The 20,462-nt window shown below is 62.4% G+C and carries 21 protein-coding genes; 8 read left to right on the forward strand and 13 right to left on the reverse strand.

All coding sequences use genetic code 11. From position 1 onward, the window contains the following. The first annotated feature begins 37 nt into the window (after positions 1-37). Positions 38-847, forward strand: coding sequence for a type I methionyl aminopeptidase (gene map / locus M8744_RS06710; RefSeq protein WP_251412394.1), 810 nt, complete (start codon positions 38-40; stop codon positions 845-847). Positions 848-872: 25 nt separating this feature from the next. On the opposite strand, the gene rsmD is transcribed toward map, so the two are convergent. After that, a complete protein-coding gene (rsmD, locus tag M8744_RS06715; protein ID WP_251411408.1) occupies positions 873-1,433 on the reverse strand; it encodes a 16S rRNA (guanine(966)-N(2))-methyltransferase RsmD in 561 nt (186 codons plus the stop codon). Beyond that, positions 1,430-2,641, reverse strand: coding sequence for an NAD(P)/FAD-dependent oxidoreductase (locus M8744_RS06720; RefSeq protein WP_251411411.1), 1,212 nt, complete (start codon positions 2,639-2,641; stop codon positions 1,430-1,432). The genes rsmD and M8744_RS06720 overlap by 4 nt, the downstream gene beginning before the upstream one ends. A gap of 103 nt (positions 2,642-2,744) precedes the next feature. Between M8744_RS06720 and M8744_RS06725 the strand changes: the two genes are divergently transcribed. Then, a complete protein-coding gene (locus tag M8744_RS06725; RefSeq protein ID WP_251411414.1) occupies positions 2,745-3,233 on the forward strand; it encodes a peroxiredoxin in 489 nt (162 codons plus the stop codon). 77 nt (positions 3,234-3,310) lie between these two features. Beyond that, positions 3,311-5,287 carry an acetoacetate--CoA ligase gene (locus tag M8744_RS06730; RefSeq protein WP_251411417.1) on the forward strand — a complete coding sequence of 659 codons (1,977 nt, stop codon included), beginning with the start codon at positions 3,311-3,313 and terminating at the stop codon, positions 5,285-5,287. A gap of 97 nt (positions 5,288-5,384) precedes the next feature. On the opposite strand, the gene M8744_RS06735 is transcribed toward M8744_RS06730, so the two are convergent. The 6 genes from M8744_RS06735 to M8744_RS06760 form a co-directional block, all read right to left on the reverse strand. Further along, positions 5,385-5,681, reverse strand: coding sequence for a 4a-hydroxytetrahydrobiopterin dehydratase (locus tag M8744_RS06735; RefSeq protein ID WP_251411420.1), 297 nt, complete (start codon positions 5,679-5,681; stop codon positions 5,385-5,387). Beyond that, complete coding sequence (locus M8744_RS06740) at positions 5,678-6,865, reverse strand: GNAT family N-acetyltransferase (protein WP_251412396.1); 1,188 nt, start codon at positions 6,863-6,865, stop codon at positions 5,678-5,680. Before M8744_RS06740 ends, M8744_RS06735 begins: the two co-directional genes overlap by 4 nt. Positions 6,866-6,914: 49 nt before the next feature. Then, positions 6,915-7,679, reverse strand: coding sequence for a glycerophosphodiester phosphodiesterase family protein (locus M8744_RS06745; protein WP_251411423.1), 765 nt, complete (start codon positions 7,677-7,679; stop codon positions 6,915-6,917). After that, positions 7,676-8,137 carry a RidA family protein gene (locus tag M8744_RS06750; RefSeq protein WP_251411425.1) on the reverse strand — a complete coding sequence of 154 codons (462 nt, stop codon included), beginning with the start codon at positions 8,135-8,137 and terminating at the stop codon, positions 7,676-7,678. Before M8744_RS06750 ends, M8744_RS06745 begins: the two co-directional genes overlap by 4 nt. 156 nt (positions 8,138-8,293) lie before the next feature. Further along, complete coding sequence (locus M8744_RS06755) at positions 8,294-9,562, reverse strand: HlyD family type I secretion periplasmic adaptor subunit (protein ID WP_251411428.1); 1,269 nt, start codon at positions 9,560-9,562, stop codon at positions 8,294-8,296. A gap of 35 nt (positions 9,563-9,597) precedes the next feature. Then, a complete protein-coding gene (locus tag M8744_RS06760; RefSeq protein WP_251411431.1) occupies positions 9,598-11,331 on the reverse strand; it encodes a type I secretion system permease/ATPase in 1,734 nt (577 codons plus the stop codon). 186 nt (positions 11,332-11,517) lie between these two features. Between M8744_RS06760 and M8744_RS06765 the strand changes: the two genes are divergently transcribed. Together M8744_RS06765 and M8744_RS06770 are read left to right on the forward strand one after the other, a co-directional pair. Further along, positions 11,518-12,309, forward strand: a complete 792-nt coding sequence (locus M8744_RS06765; protein ID WP_251411434.1) for an MlaA family lipoprotein — start codon at positions 11,518-11,520, stop codon at positions 12,307-12,309. Continuing rightward, on the forward strand, positions 12,272-12,910 hold the full coding sequence (locus M8744_RS06770) for an MlaC/ttg2D family ABC transporter substrate-binding protein (protein ID WP_251411437.1): 639 nt from the start codon (positions 12,272-12,274) through the stop codon (positions 12,908-12,910). The genes M8744_RS06765 and M8744_RS06770 overlap by 38 nt, the downstream gene beginning before the upstream one ends. A 36-nt stretch (positions 12,911-12,946) precedes the next feature. Here the strand turns inward: M8744_RS06770 and M8744_RS06775 are convergent, their stop codons facing one another. Together M8744_RS06775 and M8744_RS06780 are read right to left on the reverse strand one after the other, a co-directional pair. Then, entirely contained in the window at positions 12,947-14,944 is a 1,998-nt protein-coding gene (locus tag M8744_RS06775; RefSeq protein ID WP_251411440.1) for a transglycosylase domain-containing protein, read from the reverse strand. Next, on the reverse strand, positions 14,862-15,266 hold the full coding sequence (locus tag M8744_RS06780; RefSeq protein ID WP_251411443.1) for a hypothetical protein: 405 nt from the start codon (positions 15,264-15,266) through the stop codon (positions 14,862-14,864). The genes M8744_RS06775 and M8744_RS06780 overlap by 83 nt, the downstream gene beginning before the upstream one ends. A gap of 143 nt (positions 15,267-15,409) precedes the next feature. Between M8744_RS06780 and M8744_RS06785 the strand changes: the two genes are divergently transcribed. After that, on the forward strand, positions 15,410-15,748 hold the full coding sequence (locus tag M8744_RS06785) for a P-II family nitrogen regulator (protein WP_251412397.1): 339 nt from the start codon (positions 15,410-15,412) through the stop codon (positions 15,746-15,748). Between the two features lie 26 nt (positions 15,749-15,774). Then, complete coding sequence (locus tag M8744_RS06790; protein ID WP_251411446.1) at positions 15,775-17,094, forward strand: ammonium transporter; 1,320 nt, start codon at positions 15,775-15,777, stop codon at positions 17,092-17,094. Positions 17,095-17,193: 99 nt separating this feature from the next. On the opposite strand, the gene M8744_RS06795 is transcribed toward M8744_RS06790, so the two are convergent. After that, the gene (locus tag M8744_RS06795; RefSeq protein WP_251411450.1) at positions 17,194-18,444 is read right to left on the reverse strand and encodes a Zn-dependent hydrolase; all 1,251 of its coding nucleotides are present in this window, start codon (positions 18,442-18,444) and stop codon (positions 17,194-17,196) included. 67 nt (positions 18,445-18,511) lie between these two features. After that, on the reverse strand, positions 18,512-19,777 hold the full coding sequence (locus M8744_RS06800) for an RsmB/NOP family class I SAM-dependent RNA methyltransferase (protein ID WP_251411453.1): 1,266 nt from the start codon (positions 19,775-19,777) through the stop codon (positions 18,512-18,514). Positions 19,778-19,840: 63 nt separating this feature from the next. On the opposite strand from M8744_RS06800, the gene M8744_RS06805 reads away from it, so the two are divergent. Beyond that, positions 19,841-20,020, forward strand: coding sequence for a DUF1674 domain-containing protein (locus M8744_RS06805; RefSeq protein ID WP_251411456.1), 180 nt, complete (start codon positions 19,841-19,843; stop codon positions 20,018-20,020). 18 nt (positions 20,021-20,038) lie between these two features. Here the strand turns inward: M8744_RS06805 and M8744_RS06810 are convergent, their stop codons facing one another. Then, positions 20,039-20,398: a dihydrodipicolinate reductase gene (locus M8744_RS06810; RefSeq protein ID WP_251411459.1), complete on the reverse strand. Its 360-nt coding sequence runs from the start codon at positions 20,396-20,398 to the stop codon at positions 20,039-20,041. Positions 20,399-20,462 lie beyond the last annotated feature (64 nt).

A 20,462-nucleotide genomic window follows, 5' to 3' on the forward strand; every position in this document is an offset into this window, starting at 1 on the left:
TGTGTTTTTTAAATTCGGCAAAGGGTCGGGCCAAGTGATCGACAAACTCAAGGGCCGCGTAACGCGCGAAGGCATCCGTATATATGAACAGGCGGATTTCGCCGGCATGCACAAGGCCGGCGCGCTGGCCGCGCAGATCCTGGATGAGATCGCCGAGCATATCGTGCCTGGCCAGACCACCGGCGAGATCGACCGCATTATCGAGGAAAAGGTCAACGCCGCCGGGGCGAAATCGGCCACGATCGGCTACAAGGGATACAAGCATGCCAGCTGCATCTCGCTCAACCATGTGGTCTGCCACGGCATCCCCAGCGACAAGAAGCTGAAGGACGGCGATATCCTGAATATCGACGTGACGGTGATCGTCGATGGGTGGTTTGGCGATACAAGCCGCATGTACGTGGCCGGCAAACTGTCACGCAAGGCCGAACGGCTGATCCAGGTCACCCATGACGCGCTGATGCTGGGGATCGAGGCGGTCAAGCCCGGCAACACTTTCGGCGATATCGGGTATGCCATCCAATCCTACGTCGAAAGCCACCGCATGTCGGTTGTCCGCGATTTCTGCGGGCACGGGTTGGGCCGGGTGTTCCACGCCCCACCCAACGTGCTGCATTACGGTCGCCCCGGCACCGGCCCCCTTTTGCAAGAGGGGATGTTCTTCACCATCGAGCCGATGGTGAACCTGGGTCGCCCCGAAACCAAGGTGCTGGCCGATGACTGGACGGCGGTCACCCGCGACAAGTCGCTGTCGGCACAGTTCGAACATTCCGTGGGGGTGACGGCGGACGGGGTCGATATCTTTACCCTGTCGCCCACGGGCCGGTTCCACCCGACCTGGAGCTAGGGTTGCCCGCCATTGCCCGGGCCTGTCACGCCGCGCGGATCAGCGTGATCAGCGTATCGCCATAATTGCGCTGGTCTTGCAGGACGCCCCAGTCGGGCAAGGTGATGTCTGCGCCCTCTTCCCAGACAATCAACGCCCCGCTGGCAACCCAGCCACCGGCACGCGCCGCGGCCAGCGCCTTTTCGCCCAGCCCCTTGCCATAAGGCGGGTCCAGAAAGACAAGGCCAAAGGGCGACTGCGGGTTGGGGCCGAGCCGCGTGGCATCGCGGCGCACAAGCTGCGCGCGATCGCCCACGCCCAGCGTCTGGATATTCTTCGCAATCAACCCCTGCGCCTTGCGCCCGTTTTCCACGAAACAGGCACAGTCTGCCCCGCGTGACAGCGCCTCAAGCCCCAGCGCGCCCGTTCCGGCAAAAAGATCCAGCACCCGTGCCTGCGGGATCGGGTCACCAAACCGCCCGCCCTGCAAAACCGAAAACAGGCTTTCGCGCGTTCGGTCGGTGGTGGGGCGCAGATGCGCCGCCGTATCGCCCTTGCCAAGGCTGGCCAGCGGGCGACCGCGAAACTCTCCGGCGATGATCCTCACGCGCGCAACAGGGTTTTCAGATCGGTGTCTTGGTCGGCGATCAATGTCGGGTCAACGGTTTTGCCGCCATCTATCAGCCGCTTGCCCACCATGTAGGCGCGCGGGTCATTTGCCGCATCCACGGCCAGCAACCGGTCGCCGGCGAAATACCAGAACGACACCGCTCCCTCCTTGTCGCCGGGGCGCGTGACAACACTGTCATACCCGGCGTTCAAACCGGCGATTTGCAGTTTCACGTCATACTGGTCGGACCAGAACCAAGGCTGCGGCACATAGGTCTTTTCTGCGCCCATGATGTTTTCCGCCACGCATTCGGCCATGTCGATCGCATTGGGCACGGATTCCAGCCGCAACCGTCCGCCCGCGTGCGGGAAGCTGGCACAATCACCCGCCGTCCAGATCGCAGGGTCACTGGTGCGACCCTGCGCGTCGGCCTTGATGCCGTTGTCAATCTCCAGCCCTGCCGCCGCGGCCAGTTCGGTGGCGGGCGTGATGCCGACGCCCACGATCACGAAATCCACCTCGAGTTCGGTCCCGTCTGCCAGAACAGCGCCGGTGACGCGATCACCGCCGGTCAATCTTTCCAGGCCCACACCCTCTCGAATATCGACGCCATGCGCGCGGTGCAGATCGCGGAAATACGTGCTGGTTTCTGGCGCGGCCACACGTTGCAGGATGCGGTCGGCCATTTCCACCAAAACCACCTGCAAGCCCTTGCTGGCGGCCACCGCCGCAGCTTCTAGCCCGATATACCCGCCGCCGACGATCAGCACCCTTGCGCCATCGCGAAACTCGGGCGCCATCGCGTCGACATCGCGCAGGTTGCGCACGGTATAGATGCCCTGCAACGCCCCGCCGATGGCCGGCGGCAGGCGTCGCGGCTCCGCCCCCGTGGCAAGTACCAACTGGTCATAGGCCAGGCTGCGCCCCCCCGCGATCACCACCTTGTCGGCGGGGTCGATGGCGGTGACGGCCTCACTCAGATGCAGGTTGATCGCGTTCTCGGCGTAATAGCTTTCGGGCCGCAAATACAGCCGCTCGACCTCCAACTCGCCCAGCAGGTATTTCTTGGACAGGGGAGGCCGCTGATAGGGCGGGGCAGCTTCTTCACCGACCATCGTGATCTTCCCGTCGAAACCGGATGACCGCAGTTTTGCCACCAGTGACGCGCCCGCCTGCCCGGCGCCTACCACAACCACATGGGACATCGCCCACCCCCTAAAAATATTTCGGTTGGTTTTGTATCCGGGCGGAGCCTATATCCTGACCTACAGGAAACGCAAACCCAACCAAGGACGAAGGGGATATATCATGGCCATCTCAACCGGAGACACGCTGCCCGACGCGACACTGACCCAGATGGGCGCAGAAGGCCCCGAGCAGGTGAAGCTGTCCGACAAGCTCAAGGGTCGCAAGGTTGCCATCTTCGCCGTTCCGGGTGCATTTACCCCGACCTGCCATTCGGCGCATGTGCCCAGTTTCATCCGCACCAAGGACCAGTTCACCGAAAAGGGCGTGGAGGAGATCATCTGCATCTCGGTCAATGATCCCTTCGTGATGGGGGCCTGGGGCAAGGAAACCGGCGCCACCGATGCCGGCATCACCATGCTGGGCGACCCGTCGAGCGAATTCACCAAGGCCATCGGCATGGATTTCGACGCACCGCCCGCGGGCCTGGTGGCCCGCTCGCAGCGCTATGCGATGCTGGTCGAGGATGGCGTGGTCAAGGTGCTGAACGCCGAGGAAAACCCCGGCGCCTGCGAAACCTCGGCCGGGGAAGGCCTGCTGGACGCGATGTAAAGCACAACGTGCGGGCGGGCGGGCTTGACACCCGCGCCGCCCCCGCGAACCATGCCGCCCGAGGAAACCGGGGGAGCATGACAATGACATTGGAAAACGGCATCTGGACACCATCGGCCGAGTTCGCCGAAAGCAGCACGATGGCGGCCTACATGCGTTGGCTTGCCGCCGAACGTGAGCTTGAATTTTCCGATTACGACGAGCTTTGGCGGTGGTCGATCGACGACCCCGATGCCTTTTGGCGCTCGATCTGGGAATATCACGGTCTGATTTCGCCCACCCCATTCGACAGCGCGCTGGCCAAATCGGCCATGCCCGGCGCGGTCTGGTTTCCCGGTGCGTCGCTGAATTACGTCGACCAGGTGCTGCGCCACGTTCGCCCCGGCCATCCCGCGATCCATCACGAGGCCGAAGACGGCACATTGACCACCGTCACATGGGACGAATTGCAGGCCAGCGTCGGTGCGCTCGCCGCCAGCCTGCGCGGCATGGGCATCGAAACAGGTGACCGCGTCGTGGGCTACCTGCCCAACACACCCGACACGATCATCGCTTTCCTCGCCTGCGCCAGTATCGGCGCCACCTGGTCGCTTTGCGCCACCGACATGGGCGCGCCCACGGTGCTGGAACGGTTCAACCAGATCGAACCCAAGGCCATCTTTACCGTCTCGGGTTATGATTTTACCGGCAAATGGCGCGATCGCAGCCCCGAGGTGCAGGCCCTGATCGACGGGCTCCCAACGCTCGACCACTGGATCACGCTCGATGCAGGCACCGGCATTGATCCGCGTCACACCAGCCGCCACGATTGGGCCGACCTGCTGGCCGACCCCGCCGCGGCCGACCCAGAGAAACTGCCTTTCGATCATCCGCTTTGGGTGGTGTATTCGTCAGGCACCACCGGCAGCCCGAAACCCATCGTGCACGGGCATGGCGGCATCGTGCTGGAACAGCTTGTGTTGCAGGGGCTGCATGGCAACCTGGGCCCGAAAGAGACATTCAGCTGGTTCACCTCTACCGGCTGGATCATGTGGAACGCACAGGTCGCGGGCCTGCTGACGGGTGCCACCATCGCCCTGGCCGAGGGCAACCCCGACCACCCCGACCCTGGCCGCCTGTGGCGCTTTATCGACCGCACCGGCACCACCTCTTTTGGCGCGGGCGCGGCATATTTCATCGGCTGCATGAAGGCGGGCGTGAAACCGCGCGAGGTGGCGCGGCTCGACACGCTGCGTGCCGTGGGTTCCACCGGGTCGCCCCTGCCGCCCGAAGCCTATGAATGGATCTGGTCCGAGCTGGGCCAAGACATCTGGCTGGCCCCCATCGCTGGCGGCACGGATTTTGCCGGGGCATTTCTGGCCGGAAATCCCACGCTGCCAGTGCGCGTGGGCGAAATGCAATGCCGGGCGCTTGGTGCCGCGGTTCAGGCGTTTGACGATGCGGGCCAACCGCTGATCGACGAGGTGGGTGAGCTTGTATGCACCGTGCCCATGCCTTCGATGCCGCTTTATTTCTGGGGCGATAAGGGCGACGCGCGTTACAAATCCAGCTATTTTGAACAATATCCCGGTGTCTGGCGCCACGGCGACTGGGTAAAGATAACGGCGGAAGGCGGGGCCATCATCTATGGCCGTTCCGATGCTACCATCAACCGACACGGCATCCGTATGGGCACTGCCGACATCTATCGCGTGGTCGAAGATCGCGACCAGGTTGCTGACAGCCTTGTGGTCGATCTCGAATACCTGGGCCGCGATAGCTGCATGATTCTGTTTCTCAAACTGGCCGAGGGCACAAAGCTTACCGATGACCTGCGCGCCGAGATCGTGGCCGACCTGAAATCTCGCGCATCCCCGCGCCACGTGCCCGATCGCATCGAGGCCGCGCCTGACATCCCCTACACGCTTACCGGCAAGAAGATGGAAGTGCCCATAAAGAAGCGCTTGCTGGGCCAACCGATGGAAAAGGTCGCCACCCCCGACGCGATGGCAAACCCGACATGCCTGGACTGGTATGACGCCTACGCCAGTCGTTTCCTCGAAACCGCGGCTTAACGGCAAGTATCGAAGAAAGGGGCAATACCCCCCTTTCCGATATCGAAACCGGGCTTTTGCACCGGATGAATGTAAGCCCACGTGCCTTGGGCGCGTTTTATCCCGCGATCTGGTCCATCTTGCGCGCCAGTTTCACGTCCAGCGATGACAGCCCCTCCACGTCATGCGTGGTCAGAGTCACGTTCACGGTCTTGTAGACATTGGACCACTCCGGGTGATGGTCCCATTTCTCGGCCCAGAGCGCCGCCCTAGTCATGAAACCGAAGGCCGTTACGAAATCGTCGAACACGAATTTCTTAGATATCGCGTCGCGGCCCTCGTCGAGGCTCCATCCGCTTTCCAAAAGTGGCTGCAACATCGTCTTGCGCCCCGTATCACTCAGCTTTTCGGTCATTCCTGTTCCCTCATTTCTGTCTTTCGAAATGGGCCGTAATCCGTCAGGATCTCGACCTCTTCCTCCACCGCGCCCCGCTCGGCTCGCAGGAACTGCGCCACCGCCTTGGCAAAGCCCGGATCTGCAATCCAGTGCAGCGAATGCACATGCCGTGGCAGGTATCCGCGCGCGATCTTGTGTTCGCCCTGCGCGCCCGCCTCCACGCGATCCAGACCATGCGCGATCGCATAATCCATGGCCTGATAATAGCAGCACTCGAAATGCAGGCAGGGATGATCTTCGATGCAGCCCCAATACCGGCCAAAAAGCGCCGTCCGGCCTATGAAGTTCAACGCCCCCGCCACCGGCTGCCCATCACGCATCGCCAGCACCAGAAGAATGTCGTCGCGCATGGTTTGGTGAGCGATATCAAAGAATTGTCGCGTCAGATAGGGGCGCCCCCATTTCCGTGCGCCCGTGTCCTGGTAGAATTCCCAGAACGCGTCCCAATGTGTAGGGCGGATGGCGTCGCCCGTCACCTGCACGATCTCACCCCCGAAATCTTGCGCGCGCCGGCGTTCCTTGCGGATGGTCTTGCGCTTGCGTGAACTCAGCGCCGCCAGGAATTCGTCGAAATCCTCGTACCCCGGATTTTCCCAATGGTACTGGCTGCCAGTCCGCGCCATCAAGCCCAGCTTTTCGCCCGCCGCAGCCTCGGCACCCGTGCAAAAGGTTGCATGCACAGACGAGATGCCGTTCTTTGCCGCGATCTCGACAGCGCCCTGCACAAGCGCAGCCATTCCGGTTTCCTCGACCCCGGGAAGGGTCAGGAACCGGCGACCGGTTACCGGGGTGAACGGGGCCGCGATCTGGAACTTTGGGTAATAGCGCCCACCCGCCCGTTCATACGCATGCGCCCAGGAATGGTCGAAAATATACTCCCCTTGGCTGTGGGATTTCAGGTAGAGCGGCGCACAGGCGATCAACTGCCCCTCGGCGCGCGCCAGCAGGTAATGCGGCGCCCAGCCGCTGCCCGGCCCGACCGAGCCGCTGTCTTCCAGCGCTTTCAAAAAGCGGTAAGTGGTGAACGGGTCCTCGGGCGCACCGCCATCAGCGGCCTCGGGGCAGGCGCAGGCATCCCAGTCGGCGGCATCCACCGACGATAGGTGCTGCACGATCTCGATTTCCACCTCGGTTCCGTTCATCTCGCCGCCCTTCATCATCCCGGGTAATCTGGGGCCGGGCACCTGGGCTTCAAGCCGGGATTTCTGCGGCGTAGCCCTCGAAGGTGATATTATCGGCCACCTGCCGCGCCACTGTCTCTTGCGCGGGCGAACGCACTGTCCAGCACAGAACAGGCACACCCCGCGACTTGAGCCGCGCCACGGGCGGCGCATCCAGCTCGGCCATGTGATGGCTGATGAAACAGGCGCCGGCCGCGTCGAAGTCAGGGATCTCCGCCAGCCTTTCAAGGCGCTGGCGGGGCACGGGCGCCCAATGCTCGGTCGCGAAACCGCATGTCACCAGGCCGCGTGGCACATGCGGGGCCATGCCGCCAAAGACACGCACCGAATTGGGGTTGAACGACATCACCGCCAGGTCGCCCGAATAGCCCGCCAGTTCATCGGCAACCGCCTGTTCCAACCGTCCGACCGCAGGCCCAAGCGTCCCGTCCTGGTCCTTTATCTCGACCAACAGCGGCGCGCGCCCGGCCACCTGCGCCAACACCTGCGACAATGTCGGTATCGTGTCATTGCCACCAGACAACCCGATCCGGCCAAGCGCCTCTGCATCGCGGTACCTTAGCGGCCCGGTCTCATCGGTCAGCCGATCCAGGTCGTAGTCGTGAAACACGATTGCCCGGCCATCGCGCGACAACTGCACATCCACTTCGATGGCGTAACCGGCCGCAATCGCCGCATCGATGGCGGCGGGGCTGTTTTCAATACGTCCCTGCGTCGGGTCATGATACGCGCGGTGCGCCACCGGCGCGCGCAAAAAGCTGTGCGGCAACATCATGCGATCTCGAAAATCGCCTCGATTTCAACCGCCACGCCCAAAGGCAGCGACGCCGCCGACACGGCCGAACGCGCGTGCCGTCCCTTGTCGCCCAGCGCCTCGACCAGGAAATCGGAAGCCCCGTTGATGACCTTGGGCTGCTCGGTGAAATCCGGCGTCGAATTGACAAATCCCACCAGCTTCACCACCCGCACCAGCCGGTCGATATCGCCATCGCAGGCCGCCTTGAGCTGCGCCAACAGCGAGATTGCGCAGGTTTTGGCTGCTGCGGCGCCGGCTGCTGTCTCCGTGTCAGCGCCCAGTTTACCTGTGATCAGCGCCCCATCCTGCATCGAGATCTGCCCGGACACGTAAACCATGTTCCCCGACACAACGTAGGGCACGTAATTCGCCGCGGGCGCGGGTGCGTCGGGCAAGGTGACGCCCAGTTCGGCAAGACGTGATTCGATAGCGCTCATGTCGGTCTCCTGTATCCTTGTCTGGCGGCACGCTAGCGCCGGCGCACGGGCTTGAAAACCGCTTTGTCTCGCCGCCCCAGTTTTCCTCTTGCCGAAAATACCCCGGGGGAGTCGCCCAGCGGGCGACGGGGGCAGCGCCCCCACGCGAACCGGGCCTCACCCCTCGCGAAAGGCCTTGGCAAAATAATCGGTAAGCGGTTTCACCAGATATGCCAGCGGCGTGCGGTCGGCGGTACGGATGAACGCCTCGACCGGCATACCCGGAATCAGGCTGACTCCCTCGGGCAGCTTGGCCTGCTCACCCTCGCTCAGGGTGATTTCGGCCCGGTAATAGGAAATTCCGCGGCCTTCGTCGGTAAAGGCGTCAGCCGAAATCAACTGCACCGTTCCCGTCAGCTCAGGCGTCGTGCGTTGATCCAACGCGGAAAAGCGCAGCGTCACCTGTTGGCCCACGCTGATCTGGTCGATATGGATCGGGTCCACCCGCGCCGCGATCACCAGCGGGCGATCCTGCGGTACGACGAACAGTACCGGGTCGGCCGCGCGAACGACCGAGCGGGGCGCGAAAACCTGCAATCCGTAAACCACCCCGCCCACGGGCGCACGAATATCCAGGCGATCCAGCCGCTCTTTTAGGGCGCGGCGCTGTTCAACCAGTTCAAGTTCTCGGAATTGCAGATCGCGCAAGTTGCTGATCGCATCCTCACGGTGGCGGTTGCGCAGCTTGATCACCTCGATGTCGATCTCGGTCATGCGCCCCTCGGCCTGCGCCTTCTGCGCCGCCAGTTCGCCCATCTGCCCGCTCAGCCGCGCCCGTTCCCGTTGCAGGGTCAGCACGCGGCTCACCTGCGCCAAGCCACGATCGAGAAGCGATTGCTGATCGGTCAGTTCTCTCTCGATCAAAGTCAGTTGCTCATCGAGCGCCTTTTGCTGTGCGGCGATGCCATCCACCTGGTTTGCAATCTGTCCACGCCGCTTTTTAAGCTGATCCACCTCGTTGGCGATCGACTCGGCGCGCGCCGAGAAGAGGCGGCGCTGGCCATCCATGAGGTCTTGCACCTCGGCCCGCTCGGCCACGGCCCGGCTCAGCAGAGGGTCGAATTGCAAGGCATCCACGCCGTCCCGCTCGGCCTCAAGCCGGGCACGCCGCGCCAGGATTTCGTACAGTTGCCCCTCGACAATCGCCAGGTCCGAACGCAATCGGCTGGCATCCAGGCGGATCAGCATCTGGTCAGCCACCACTGTGTCGCCCTCATCGACAAGGATGTCTGCAACCACCCCTCCATCGGGGTGCTGCACCACCTGCCGGTTTTGATCCACCTCGATCTGGCCTCCGGCGATGATGGCGCCCGACAGGTTGGTGAACGCAGCCCATCCCCCGAATCCACCAACCAGGACCACCAGCGTGATGATGCCTAGCGTCATGGATCCGGCAATCGAAAAGCGTGTCTTTGCCGTGCTCATCTCACGCCACCCCCACCCTGGCTTTGCGTGATTTCCTGGTGGTTCTGTACGACCTTGCGCAGCACCTCGTCCTTCGGGCCATAGGCCGTGCGATGCCCTGCTTCCAGCATCAAAAGCATGTCACATTCCTGGATGGCAGCGGGCCGATGCGCCATGATCAACACTGATTTTCCCTCTTGCTTCATCTGGCGGATCGCGGCGTTCAGGGCTTGGCTGCCTTCGTTGTCGAGGTTCGAATTCGGCTCATCCAGCACAAGGATCACCGGGTCGGAATACATCGCACGGGCCAGCCCGATGCGCTGAATTTGCCCGCCCGACAGGCGACCGCCCGCCGCCGTTACCTGCGTGTCATAGCCGTTCGGCAGCTTGAGTATCATGTCGTGCGCACCGGCTTTCCTGGCGGCGGCCACCACTTTCTGCGGGTCGGGTTGCGCTGACAGCCGCGCAATATTGTCGGCAATCGTGCCATCGAACAACTGCACACGTTGCGGCAGATACCCCACGTGTTCCCCCAGCACCGAAGGTTCGTACTGATCCAGCGATGCGCCATCCAGCCGGATCTTGCCGCCTGCGGGCCGCCAGACCCCGGTGATGGCCCGCGCCAGGGTCGATTTGCCAGCACCGGACGCCCCGATCACGCCCACCGCCTGCCCCGGTTCAACCCGGAAACTGACCATCCGCAACGCGGCCTGTGCTTCCCCCGGGGGCACAATGGTGGCCTGCTGTACATCGAGAATCGCACGCGGTTGCGGCAGGGCGGTGCGCGGGTTTTCCTGCGGCACTTCGCCCAGCAATTCGGCCAGGTTCTGCCAGCCGCGAATGGCCCGCTGTACCTGGGGCCATTGGTTTACCGCCATTTCTATGGGGGCCAACGCCCGGCCCAGAAGGATGGAGCCGGCAATCATTGCACCCGGCGTCAACTCGTCCAGCAAGACCAGGTAGGCCCCCAGCCCCAGCATGGCCGATTGCAGGAACAGCCGAAAGGTCTTGGTGATGGCCGAAAACGTGCCTGCCAGATCCGCCGCGCCGATCTGGCTGTCAAGCGAGCGGTCGCGCAACACCTGCCAGCGCGCAAAGGCCGCGTCACGCATACCCATGGCCTGGATCATCTCGGATTCAGACTGGATCTGCGTCGAGACGTTCTCGGCCCGGAACGTCTCGGAATTGGCCTGCGTGACCGGGCGCTGCGTCACGTATTGATTGATAATCGTCACGACGATCAGAACACCGCCGCCGACAAGGGCAAGATAGCCCAGCCAGGGATGGAAAATGGCAATCCCCAGCAGAAAGAACGGGGTCCAAGGCATGTCAAACACCGACATCAGTACCGGCGAAGACATCAGGCGCTGAACGGCTTCAAGGTCGCGCAAACCGCCGCGGGTTCTTTCGTCGGGCTTGAGTGCGGATTTTCGGATGACCGCGTCGAATACGCGCCGGTCGAGTCGGGATTGAAACCGTGCCCCGACCCTGGCCATGATCCGACCGCGGGTATAGTCGAGCAGGCCCATCATCCCGTAAAGAAACACGACAAGGATGGACAGCGCGATGAGCGTTTCGACCGAGCGGCTGCCAAGCACCCGATCGTAAACCTGAAGCATGTAAAGCGGACCGGTCAGCATCAGAAGGTTGGCGAAAAAGCTGAAAATGCCGACAAACCAGTAAAGCGTCCGGCTCTCCTTGCGTGCTGCTGCCAATTCCGCGCGCCCGGCCTGTATCGTTCGTGATGCCATCCGCTCTACCGCCGGTTGTTAAAATCAGGCTTGCTCGGCACAGTCTTGCCATGTGGGCCTGTCTGATCAAATGTTTTTGTCTTGCTGTCGCGAATCTGCCACATGAGGCGTGAACCCCTTAACCGGGGGTGGGCTTGTCTAACAATTACATTACATAGCTACGTAAACATAAACCCGAGATATACATTGCCCCATAACGCTGCCCATCGCTTTTCCATATCGCTTGCCGTCCTGGCCGTTGCCGGGCTTTCGGCCTGTTCCGCGCCGGTCGAAAGTGGTGTGAACGACCCGTACGAGGAAGAAAACCGTACCCGGCACGAGTTCAACCGAAAGGTCGATCGCGCCTTACTGCGGCCTGCTGGCAACGGGTATGTCAGCGTGGTACCCGCGCCCGTTCAAGAAGGTGTTTCGAATTTCGCCGACAACCTGGGCGAGCCCAGCCACCTGGTGAACCACGTGCTGCAAGGCAACGCTGAAGGCGCGATCATGAACACGATGCGCTTTGCGGTCAATTCGACGATCGGCCTTGGCGGGCTGATAGACATGGCCGGCGCGCTGGGAATGCCCGAATTCAAAACCGATTTCGGCGAAACCCTGTATACGTGGGGCGTGGGCGAAGGCGCCTATGTCGAGCTTCCGGTGTTTGGGCCATCGACACAGCGCGACACCGCCGGGCGTTTGGTCGATATATTCACCAACCCGTTGACCAACACCCTGCCGACCCCGGAAAGCAATTATGCCCGCAGCGCGCGCATCGCCGCGCGGGTAGGCGACCGCGGCCGATTTGGCGGCATGATCGACTCGGTGCTTTACGAAAGCGCTGACAGTTATGCCCAGTCACGAATGATGTATCTGCAGAACCGCCGCTTTGAGCTGGGTGCCGACGCGGCATATGATGATCCATATGCCACTGGCACCGAACCGAGTTACGAGGACCCTTATGATGACCCCTATGCCGATCCCTACGCACAAGACTGATCGTCCGACCCGTCGCGGCTTTCTGGGCTTTCTCGGTGCCGGGCTTGCTGCCCTGCCATGGGTGCCCACACCGGCGTTTGCCATGTCCGAGGCCAACGCGAAACTGCTGGTCGACAAGCTGGTTGCCGATATCAACGCGGTGATCAGCTCGGGCAAGTCCGAATCCGCCATGCTTCGCGAATTCGAGCGCATCTTTGCCCGTTACGCCGACGTGCCGACAATCGCGCGCTATGCGCTGGGTGTTGACGCGCGTCGCGCCACACCGGCGCAGTTGCGCAATTTTACCGATGTATTCCAGCGCTATATCTCGGTCAAGTATGGTCGGCGATTCCGCGAGTTCATCGGCGGCAAGATAGAAGTGCAGGCCGCACGCCGCGTCAAAAGCTTTATCGAGGTCAAAAGCCTTGCCAAGCTGCGTGGCGAGGCCCCGTTCGACGTGACATTCCTAGTCTCCGACCGTTCGGGGAGCGACAAGTTTTTCAACCTCTTCATCGAAGGGGTGAACATGCTTCTGACCGAGCGCACCGAAATAGGCGCAATGCTGGATCGGCGCGGTGGCGACATCGACAGCATGATCGCCGACCTGCGCGCAACAAGCTGACGCCTTGCCCGGCACCCGAGCTGGGCAAGCCATGTCTTAGCGGTTGCTTTGGGGCGTGGGTGTTTGGCCGGATTCCACGTCGCGTCCAAACAGACCTTCCAGCAATGTTTCGATGCCATCGCGCGTGCGCCGATCACGCGTACCTTGCTGCTGCACTGTTTCTTCAGTGAATGCTCCGGCGCCCTCGGGCGGGGCCATTGGCAGGTCGCGGGGCGGCATGCCTTCGTGAACGCGCACCATGGTTTCGTGCCATATCTCGGCCGGCAGGCCCGACCCTGTAACACCCTTCAAGGGCGTGTTGTCGTCATAGCCCATCCAGACACCCGCCACGTAATCCGCCGTGAACCCGATGAACCAAGCATCTCGGGCGGCCTGCGTGGTGCCCGTCTTGCCAGCCGCCTGCCGGTCGGGCAAGGCGGCACGGCGCCCGGTGCCTTGGGCCACGACCTGGTGCATCATCCAAGTCAGCTCTGCCGCGGCATCGCGCTGTATCACGCGTTCGCCGATACCACCCGTCGCGGTCATGACCGGGTCATCATCACCCAGGATTCGCAGTTCAACCAGCCCGTAGGGCGTGACTGCGGAACCGCCGTTCAGGATACCTGCATAGGCGCCCGTCATTTCGATCAGGGTCGATTCCGACGCGCCCAACGCCAAGGCCGGCCCCAGAGCCATGTCTGAATCAATGCCGAAATCGGCGGCGACCCTGCGCACCAGGTCCAGGCCGACGCTTTGTGCCACCTTCACAGCCGGAATATTCAGCGACACGCGCAACGCCTCGGCCAGGGTGACGCGTCCGTGGAATTTCCGGTCATAGTTCTGAGGGCACCATTCCCCCGATCCCGGCACGTTGACACAATACTCGCTATCCTCGATCACGTCCGCCGCTGAATAGCCCAGATCAAGCGCGGCCGCATAGACGAACGGCTTGAAGGCCGAGCCGGTCTGTCGCAATGCCTGCGTGGCGCGGTTGAACGCGCCCACTACCTTTGTCTGGCGCCCGCCCACCATCGCGCGCACGGCGCCGTCGGCGCTCATCACCACGATGGCGGCCTGAGCCTTTGACTCTTCGCTAACCTTTGACTCGAAAACATGTTTCATCGCATCTTCGGCTGCGCGCTGAATACGCGGTTCAAGCGTAGTGGCAATGATGACGTCCTCGGAGGTGTTGCGGGTAAAGAATTCGGGCCCCGTCGACATCACCCAATCGGCGAAATAGCCACCGGCCTGCGCCTCGGCGGCCTCGGACAATCGGGCGGGAGACTCCAATGCTTCGCGGGCCTGTTCTTCGGTCAGGTAACCCTGGTCGCGCATCAACCCGATCACCAAGGCCGCCCGGCTTTGGGAGCGTTCCAGGTTGGTGGTGGGGGCCAGCGCCGTGGGCGCGGTAAGCAGCCCGGCCAACATCGCGCCTTCGGCGGGCGTCACCTGCCCCGCTGTCTTGCCGAAAAACCGCTGCGCGGCGGCCTCGGCACCGAATGCCCCGCCGCCCATGTAAGCCCGGTTCAGATAGATCGTCAGGATCTCGTCCTTGGTATACTTGACCTCCATCGCCAGGGCATAGATCGCTTCCTTCGCCTTGCGCCACAACGAACCTTGTCGGCAATCCGCCTCGTAGGCGGCCTCGCTTTCCCAAATATCGGGGTCATATTCGACGCCCAGGCACATCAACTTCGCGGTCTGCTGGGTGATGGTCGACCCGCCATGCCCCGAAAACGGACCGCGTCCTTCGCTCAGGTTGATACGTACCGCGCTGGCAATACCGCGCGGGCTAAGGCCCAGGTGACGATAGAACCGTTTGTCCTCGGTCGCGATGATGGCGTTTTTCAGATGCGGGCTGACCATGTCCGCGGTGACAACGCCACCGAACTGATCGCCGCGCCATGCGAACTTGGCGCCGCTTGCATCAAGCAAGGTGACAGAACCGCGCTGCCGTCCATCGAGCACCTGATCATAACCGGGCAGAGTCGTGTAGACATAACCAACCGCCAGCGCGATCAGCAGAACCACCACGGCGCCAAGCCGCCATGACACGGCCCAGATGATCCGCCAGAAAAAGCGTAGTATCGCCAGAAAGAACGCAACGATCGGATTCCGCCGGCGCACGGGCTTCTTGCGCGCGGTCTTTTTCGCTGCCGGTTTGCGCGGCGGCGCCTTCTTCGCTTTCCGTGCCGATTTCGAATACCGCTTTTCCGCCACGAGAGGCGGCCGACGGCGACCTGAATTGCTCATTGTCTATCTCTGCCCTGCCCGAGCTTGCGCCTTTGGCCCATTTATACCTGTCAAAAGGCCGGTTGTAGACCCTGTCATGCCGGCTGACGCTTTTTTGTGGTGCACAATTTTTAATCTTTTCCAATTATATGATTATTATTTATGCGTTTTGTCCAGTTTTCTGCCCTCTCCCAAGGCGCCGAATCTTCCGTTGGTCCTGTTCTGTCCGGTTTTCTGCATCTGCAAACTGGCGGGAACCCACCGCCGCAGACCGCAAAGGGGACCAAGGTGAAACTGATCATTGCGACGATCAAACCGTTCAAGCTCGAAGAGGTCCGCGAAGCGCTGACCGAAATCGGCGTTCGCGGGATGATGGTAACGGAAATCAAAGGCTTCGGTGCCCAGTCGGGCCATACCGAAATCTACCGCGGGGCAGAATACGCGGTGAATTTTGTACCGAAGATCAAGCTGGAAATCGCCGTCAACACCGCCATGGCGGACCAGGTGATCGAAACGATTACCAAGACTGCCAAGACCGGCAAGATCGGCGACGGCAAGGTTTTCGTGCTGGACCTGGAACAAGCCGTGCGTGTGCGCACCGGCGAAACCAACGAGGACGCGCTTTAAGGCGCGCCGGGGGAAAGGAAATCATTATGAAACTTCTGACGAAACTGGGGTTTGCCGCCGCCTTGGCTGCGCTGCCTTCGATGGGTCTGGCGCAAGAGGCAGAGGCTGCGCCCGATATCAACCCTTACATCTTTACCACCCTGCTGTTCCTGATCGGTGGCTTCCTCGTGTTCTGGATGGCCGCCGGCTTTGCCATGCTCGAAGCCGGGCTGGTGCGGTCGAAAAACGTGACCATGCAGCTGACCAAGAACATCGCGCTCTTTTCCATCGCGGCGATCATGTATTGGCTGATCGGTTTCAACCTGATGTATCCGGGCGAATGGATGATCGAGGGCTGGATGGGCCCATGGTTCGCGATCACCGCGCTTGAGCCCGTGGGGCTGGCCGCAGCAGATGCCTCGCTCGATTACGCGTCGGTTGGCTCCGACTTCTTCTTCCAGCTCATGTTCTGCGCCACCACCGCCTCGATCGTGTCCGGCACACTTGCCGAACGGATCAAGCTGTGGCCGTTCCTGATCTTCGTGGTGATCCTTACCGGCATCATCTACCCGATCGAGGCATCCTGGCAGTGGGGCGGCGGCTGGCTGAGTGAAATGGGCTTCTCCGATTTCGCAGGCTCGACGCTGGTGCACGCGGCAGGTGGCTTCGCGGCCTTGGCCGGCGCGTTGGTACTTGGCCCGCGCATCGGCAAGTACAACAAGGATGGCAAGGTCGTTCCGATCCCCGGTTCGAACCTGGCGCTTGCCACGCTTGGTACATTCATCCTGTGGCTGGGCTGGTTCGGCTTCAACGGCGGTTCGCAGCTGGCGATGGGCACCGTGGGTGACGTAACCGATGTCAGCCGCATCTTCGCCAACACCAACATGGCCGCGGCCGCTGGTGCCATTGCTGCCCTTCTGCTCAGCCAGGCACTTTACAAGAAGCCCGACCTGACCATGACGTTGAACGGCGCATTGGCAGGCCTGGTTTCGATCACGGCTGAACCTCTAGCCCCCAGCCTGTTCGGGGCACTTTGGATCGGTGCCATTGGCGGTATCATCGTCGTGGTGACCGTGCCGATGCTGGACAAGCTGAAGATCGACGACGTGGTAGGTGCCATCCCGGTTCACCTGCTGGCCGGCATCTGGGGCACCTTCATTGTGCCCGTCTACAACACGGATGCGTCCTTTGGCACGCAGATCGTGGGCATCGTGGCCATCGGCGCGTTCGTCTTCGTGGTCAGCCTGGTGGTCTGGCTTATCCTCAAGGCCATCATGGGTATCCGCGTCGGTGAAGAGGAAGAAATCAACGGCCTCGACATGTCAGAACTGGGGATGGAGGCCTATCCGGAATTCTCCAAGGGCTGATACCTCCTTCCATCAGTTCTTGTTGCACTTGGCCCGGGCGTTCGCGCCCGGGTTTTTTATTGGTGCGGATTGACGACGATGACCGGAGCCGTCGCTTCGTCAACCGATGACACCCGCGGTTTCGATCACGGCATGCAACAACACATCCGCCCCGGCAGCAGCCCACTCCGGCTTGATTTCTTCCGCTTCGTTATGGCTCAAACCATCCACGCAAGGGCACATCACCATGGCGGTCGGCGCCGCGCGGGCGATCCAGCAGGCGTCGTGCCCCGCGCCCGAGATGATGTTGCGATGGCTGTATCCCAGCCGGTCCGCCGCGTCACGGATCGCGGCCACGCATCCCTTGTCAAAGGTCACGGGATCGAACCCGCCAACCTGCTCAAAATCGACACTCAGGCCCATCTCGTCCACGATCCGCTGCGCCTCTTCCCTCAGGTGTTGCTCCATGTCGGCGATCACGCCCTTGTCGGGGCTTCGAAAGTCGACGGTAAACACGGCCCGCCCCGGGATAACGTTGCGCGAGTTGGGAAACACCTCGACATGGCCGACCGCGCCCACCGCATCGGGTGCGTGGTTCCAGGCGATTTCATCGACTTTGTCGATGATGCGCGCCATGGCAAGCCCAGCATTGCGCCGCATCGGCATCGGTGTCGAGCCGGTGTGACTGTCGCGGCCCGTGACCGTTACCTGCAACCAGCACAACCCCTGCCCATGCGTGACCACGCCTATATCCACGCCTTCCGCTTCGAGTATGGGGCCCTGCTCGATATGCAATTCGAAAAAGGCGTGCATCTTGCGCGCGCCCACGGGTTCTTCCCCTTCCCAGCCAATACGGCGCAGTTCATCGCCAAACCGCTTTCCGCCAGCATCGCGCTGATCCTTGGCCCAATCCTCGGAATGTACACCGGCGAAGACGCCCGACGACAGCATCGCCGGCGCGAAACGCGTGCCTTCTTCGTTGGTCCAGTTGGTCACAACAATCGGGTGGCGGGTGCGCAGATCCATGTCGTTCAAGGTGCGGACGATTTCCAGCCCGGCCAAAACACCCAGGACGCCGTCGTATTTGCCGCCCGTCGGCTGGGTATCCAGATGGCTGCCCACGTAAACCGGCAGGGCGTCCGGGTCAGAGCCTGGGCGCATGGCAAACATGTTACCCATGCTGTCCAGCCCCATCTCGCATCCCGCGGCCTTGCACCAGCTTTGAAACAGATCGCGCGCCTCGGCGTCTTCGTCGGTTAGGGTCTGGCGATTGTTGCCGCCCGCAACGCCCGGCCCGATCCTGGCCATCTCCATCAGGCTGTTCCACAGCCTGTCGCCATTGATCCGCAGGTTCTCGCCCGGTGCCGTCATGATTGCCCCCATTTTGCTTGTGCGCCAACGATTGGCGTTGGCACAGGGGGTGTCAAGCATGCGCAGGCTATCCCTTGCGCAAAAGCGCCATGTAGAACCCGTCCATCCCGCCCAGGTCGGGCCAATAGTCGGGGCGCAGGCGCAACCCGCCCTCCTCGGTGATCCATGCCGGATCGACCCCCGGCAACGCCTGCACCGCGGCGCGGTCGACCACCAGGCCATCGTGGCGGGCCAACGCCTCGTCCACTTGCACTTCGCCTTCATCGGGCAACAGCGAACAGGTGCAGAATACCAGCCGCCCACCGGGACGCAGAAGACTCAGCGCATGATCCAGCATTGCCGCTTGCATCTCGATCAACGCGCCAAATTCTGACCCATCCTTGGCATGTGGCAAATCGGGATGCCGGCGGATCGTGCCTGTCGCCGAACAGGGGGCATCAAGCAGTATCGCATCATAGCGCCCCTCGTGTTCCAGCGCATCGCCGGCAACTACGCGCGCGGTCAACCCGGTGCGTGCCAGGTTTTCCGTCACCCTGGCCAGCCTCGCCTCGGACAGGTCCAGCGCGGTCACATCAGCCCCCACGGCCGCCAGTTGCAGCGTCTTGCCCCCCGGGGCCGCGCACATATCCAGCGCTGCCTCGCCGGGCTGCGTGGCCAACAGCCGCGCGGGTATCGCGGCGGCGGCGTCCTGCACCCACCAGGCACCCTCGGCAAAGCCCGGCAGGGCCGAAACTTGCCCCGCCTCTTTCAGTCGAACCGATCCAAAGGGCGTCACCACCCCGCCCAGCCTGTCTGCCCAGCCTTCGGCATCGTCCTTCACCGTCAAATCAAGCGGGGCACCGGCGAAATGCGCAACCTCCATCGCGGCGATGGCAGCCCCCCCCCAGGCATCGGCCAGTGGCGCGCGCAGCCATTTGGGCAAGCGCGGCACCCGCAGGTTGGCCCAGGCCGCTGGCCCGCCTTCGGCGATCTTGCGCAACACCGCGTTGACCATCCCCTTCATGTGCTGTCCCTTGCGGTCTGCCGCCGTCAGGGCCACGGCGTCGTTGACGACACCATGCGCGTCACCGCCCATGCACAGCTCAACCGTGGCAAGTCGCAGGATGTTGCGCACGTGCAAGGGCGGGTTCTTCCGAAGATGCCGGGAGAGCAAGCGGTCAGCACGTTCCAAACCGCGCAGGGTCTGCACGGTCAGCCGTTGCGCGCGGGCGCGGTCGGCCGGGTCAAGCCGCTCGGTCAGGCCGGCCAGTTCGGCCATCAAGCGCCCCTCGCCAAGAACCTTGTCGAGCATGGCAACGGCGCTGCGGCGCGCAAATGAGGCGGGATTCGTCATCGGGAAACCTTGTTGTGCGGGGCCAGCGGCGTATATCAGGGGCAGCGAAGGGAAGAAAGCCAGATGTCAGATACCCAAAACAAAGACCTGCCCCCCGCCGCCCAACGGGCCCTGGCCGAGGCCGAGGAACGGCGCAAGAAAGCCGAGGCCCAGGCGCTTCCCAAGGAACTGGGTGGCCGTGACGGACCCGAGCCCATCCGCTACGGCGATTGGGAAAATAAGGGGCTCGCGATCGACTTTTGATCGCGCCGGGCCGAACCGCTAGTTCAACGTCAGATCGGCAAACTGCCCGTCGCCCTTGTCAGAGGTAAACCGTATCGTGCGGCCTTGCACCTGCACCTGCTGGCAATTCGGGCCAAGATCTCGCTCGCCCCAGTAAAGATCACGGCAGAAATAGCCCCCTTGCCATTGCCATTGACCCGACACCGGCCGACCCAGCGCCTTGCCCTCGATCTTGCCGTCAGGTGTCACCTGCAAGCGAATACCCCAGAACGAGATCCTGAGATCCCTGTCCTTGACCAGAGAAAGGAACGTACCCCTGTCACGCACGGTCTGGAACTCTTCGGCCCATGCGGGGGCGGCAATAATCAAGGCAAGGCAAAGTGCAAACAAGCGGGTCATGGCGCATATCCTTGTCCGAAAACACATAGGATACGTAAAAGCCGCTGCTTCGGATCACTCTGCC

This window comes from Lutimaribacter degradans, assembly GCF_023703375.1.
GTDB classification, from domain to species: Bacteria; Pseudomonadota; Alphaproteobacteria; order Rhodobacterales; family Rhodobacteraceae; genus Lutimaribacter; species Lutimaribacter degradans.

Bases quoted from the DNA above. Each gene is read 5' to 3' on its own strand.
- M8744_RS06720 (WP_251411411.1), bottom strand. From the start codon at position 2,641: ATGTCCCATGTGGTTGTGGTAGGCGCCGGGCAGGCGGGCGCGTCACTG.
- M8744_RS06725 (WP_251411414.1), top strand. From the start codon at position 2,745: ATGGCCATCTCAACCGGAGACACGCTGCCCGACGCGACACTGACCCAG.
- M8744_RS06730 (WP_251411417.1), top strand. From the start codon at position 3,311: ATGACAATGACATTGGAAAACGGCATCTGGACACCATCGGCCGAGTTC.
- M8744_RS06735 (WP_251411420.1), bottom strand. From the start codon at position 5,681: ATGACCGAAAAGCTGAGTGATACGGGGCGCAAGACGATGTTGCAGCCA.
- M8744_RS06740 (WP_251412396.1), bottom strand. From the start codon at position 6,865: ATGAACGGAACCGAGGTGGAAATCGAGATCGTGCAGCACCTATCGTCG.
- M8744_RS06745 (WP_251411423.1), bottom strand. From the start codon at position 7,679: ATGATGTTGCCGCACAGCTTTTTGCGCGCGCCGGTGGCGCACCGCGCG.
- M8744_RS06750 (WP_251411425.1), bottom strand. From the start codon at position 8,137: ATGAGCGCTATCGAATCACGTCTTGCCGAACTGGGCGTCACCTTGCCC.
- M8744_RS06755 (WP_251411428.1), bottom strand. From the start codon at position 9,562: ATGACGCTAGGCATCATCACGCTGGTGGTCCTGGTTGGTGGATTCGGG.
- M8744_RS06760 (WP_251411431.1), bottom strand. From the start codon at position 11,331: ATGGCATCACGAACGATACAGGCCGGGCGCGCGGAATTGGCAGCAGCA.
- M8744_RS06770 (WP_251411437.1), top strand. From the start codon at position 12,272: ATGATGACCCCTATGCCGATCCCTACGCACAAGACTGATCGTCCGACC.
- M8744_RS06790 (WP_251411446.1), top strand. From the start codon at position 15,775: ATGAAACTTCTGACGAAACTGGGGTTTGCCGCCGCCTTGGCTGCGCTG.
- M8744_RS06795 (WP_251411450.1), bottom strand. From the start codon at position 18,444: ATGACGGCACCGGGCGAGAACCTGCGGATCAATGGCGACAGGCTGTGG.
- M8744_RS06800 (WP_251411453.1), bottom strand. From the start codon at position 19,777: ATGACGAATCCCGCCTCATTTGCGCGCCGCAGCGCCGTTGCCATGCTC.
- M8744_RS06805 (WP_251411456.1), top strand. From the start codon at position 19,841: ATGTCAGATACCCAAAACAAAGACCTGCCCCCCGCCGCCCAACGGGCC.
- M8744_RS06810 (WP_251411459.1), bottom strand. From the start codon at position 20,398: ATGACCCGCTTGTTTGCACTTTGCCTTGCCTTGATTATTGCCGCCCCC.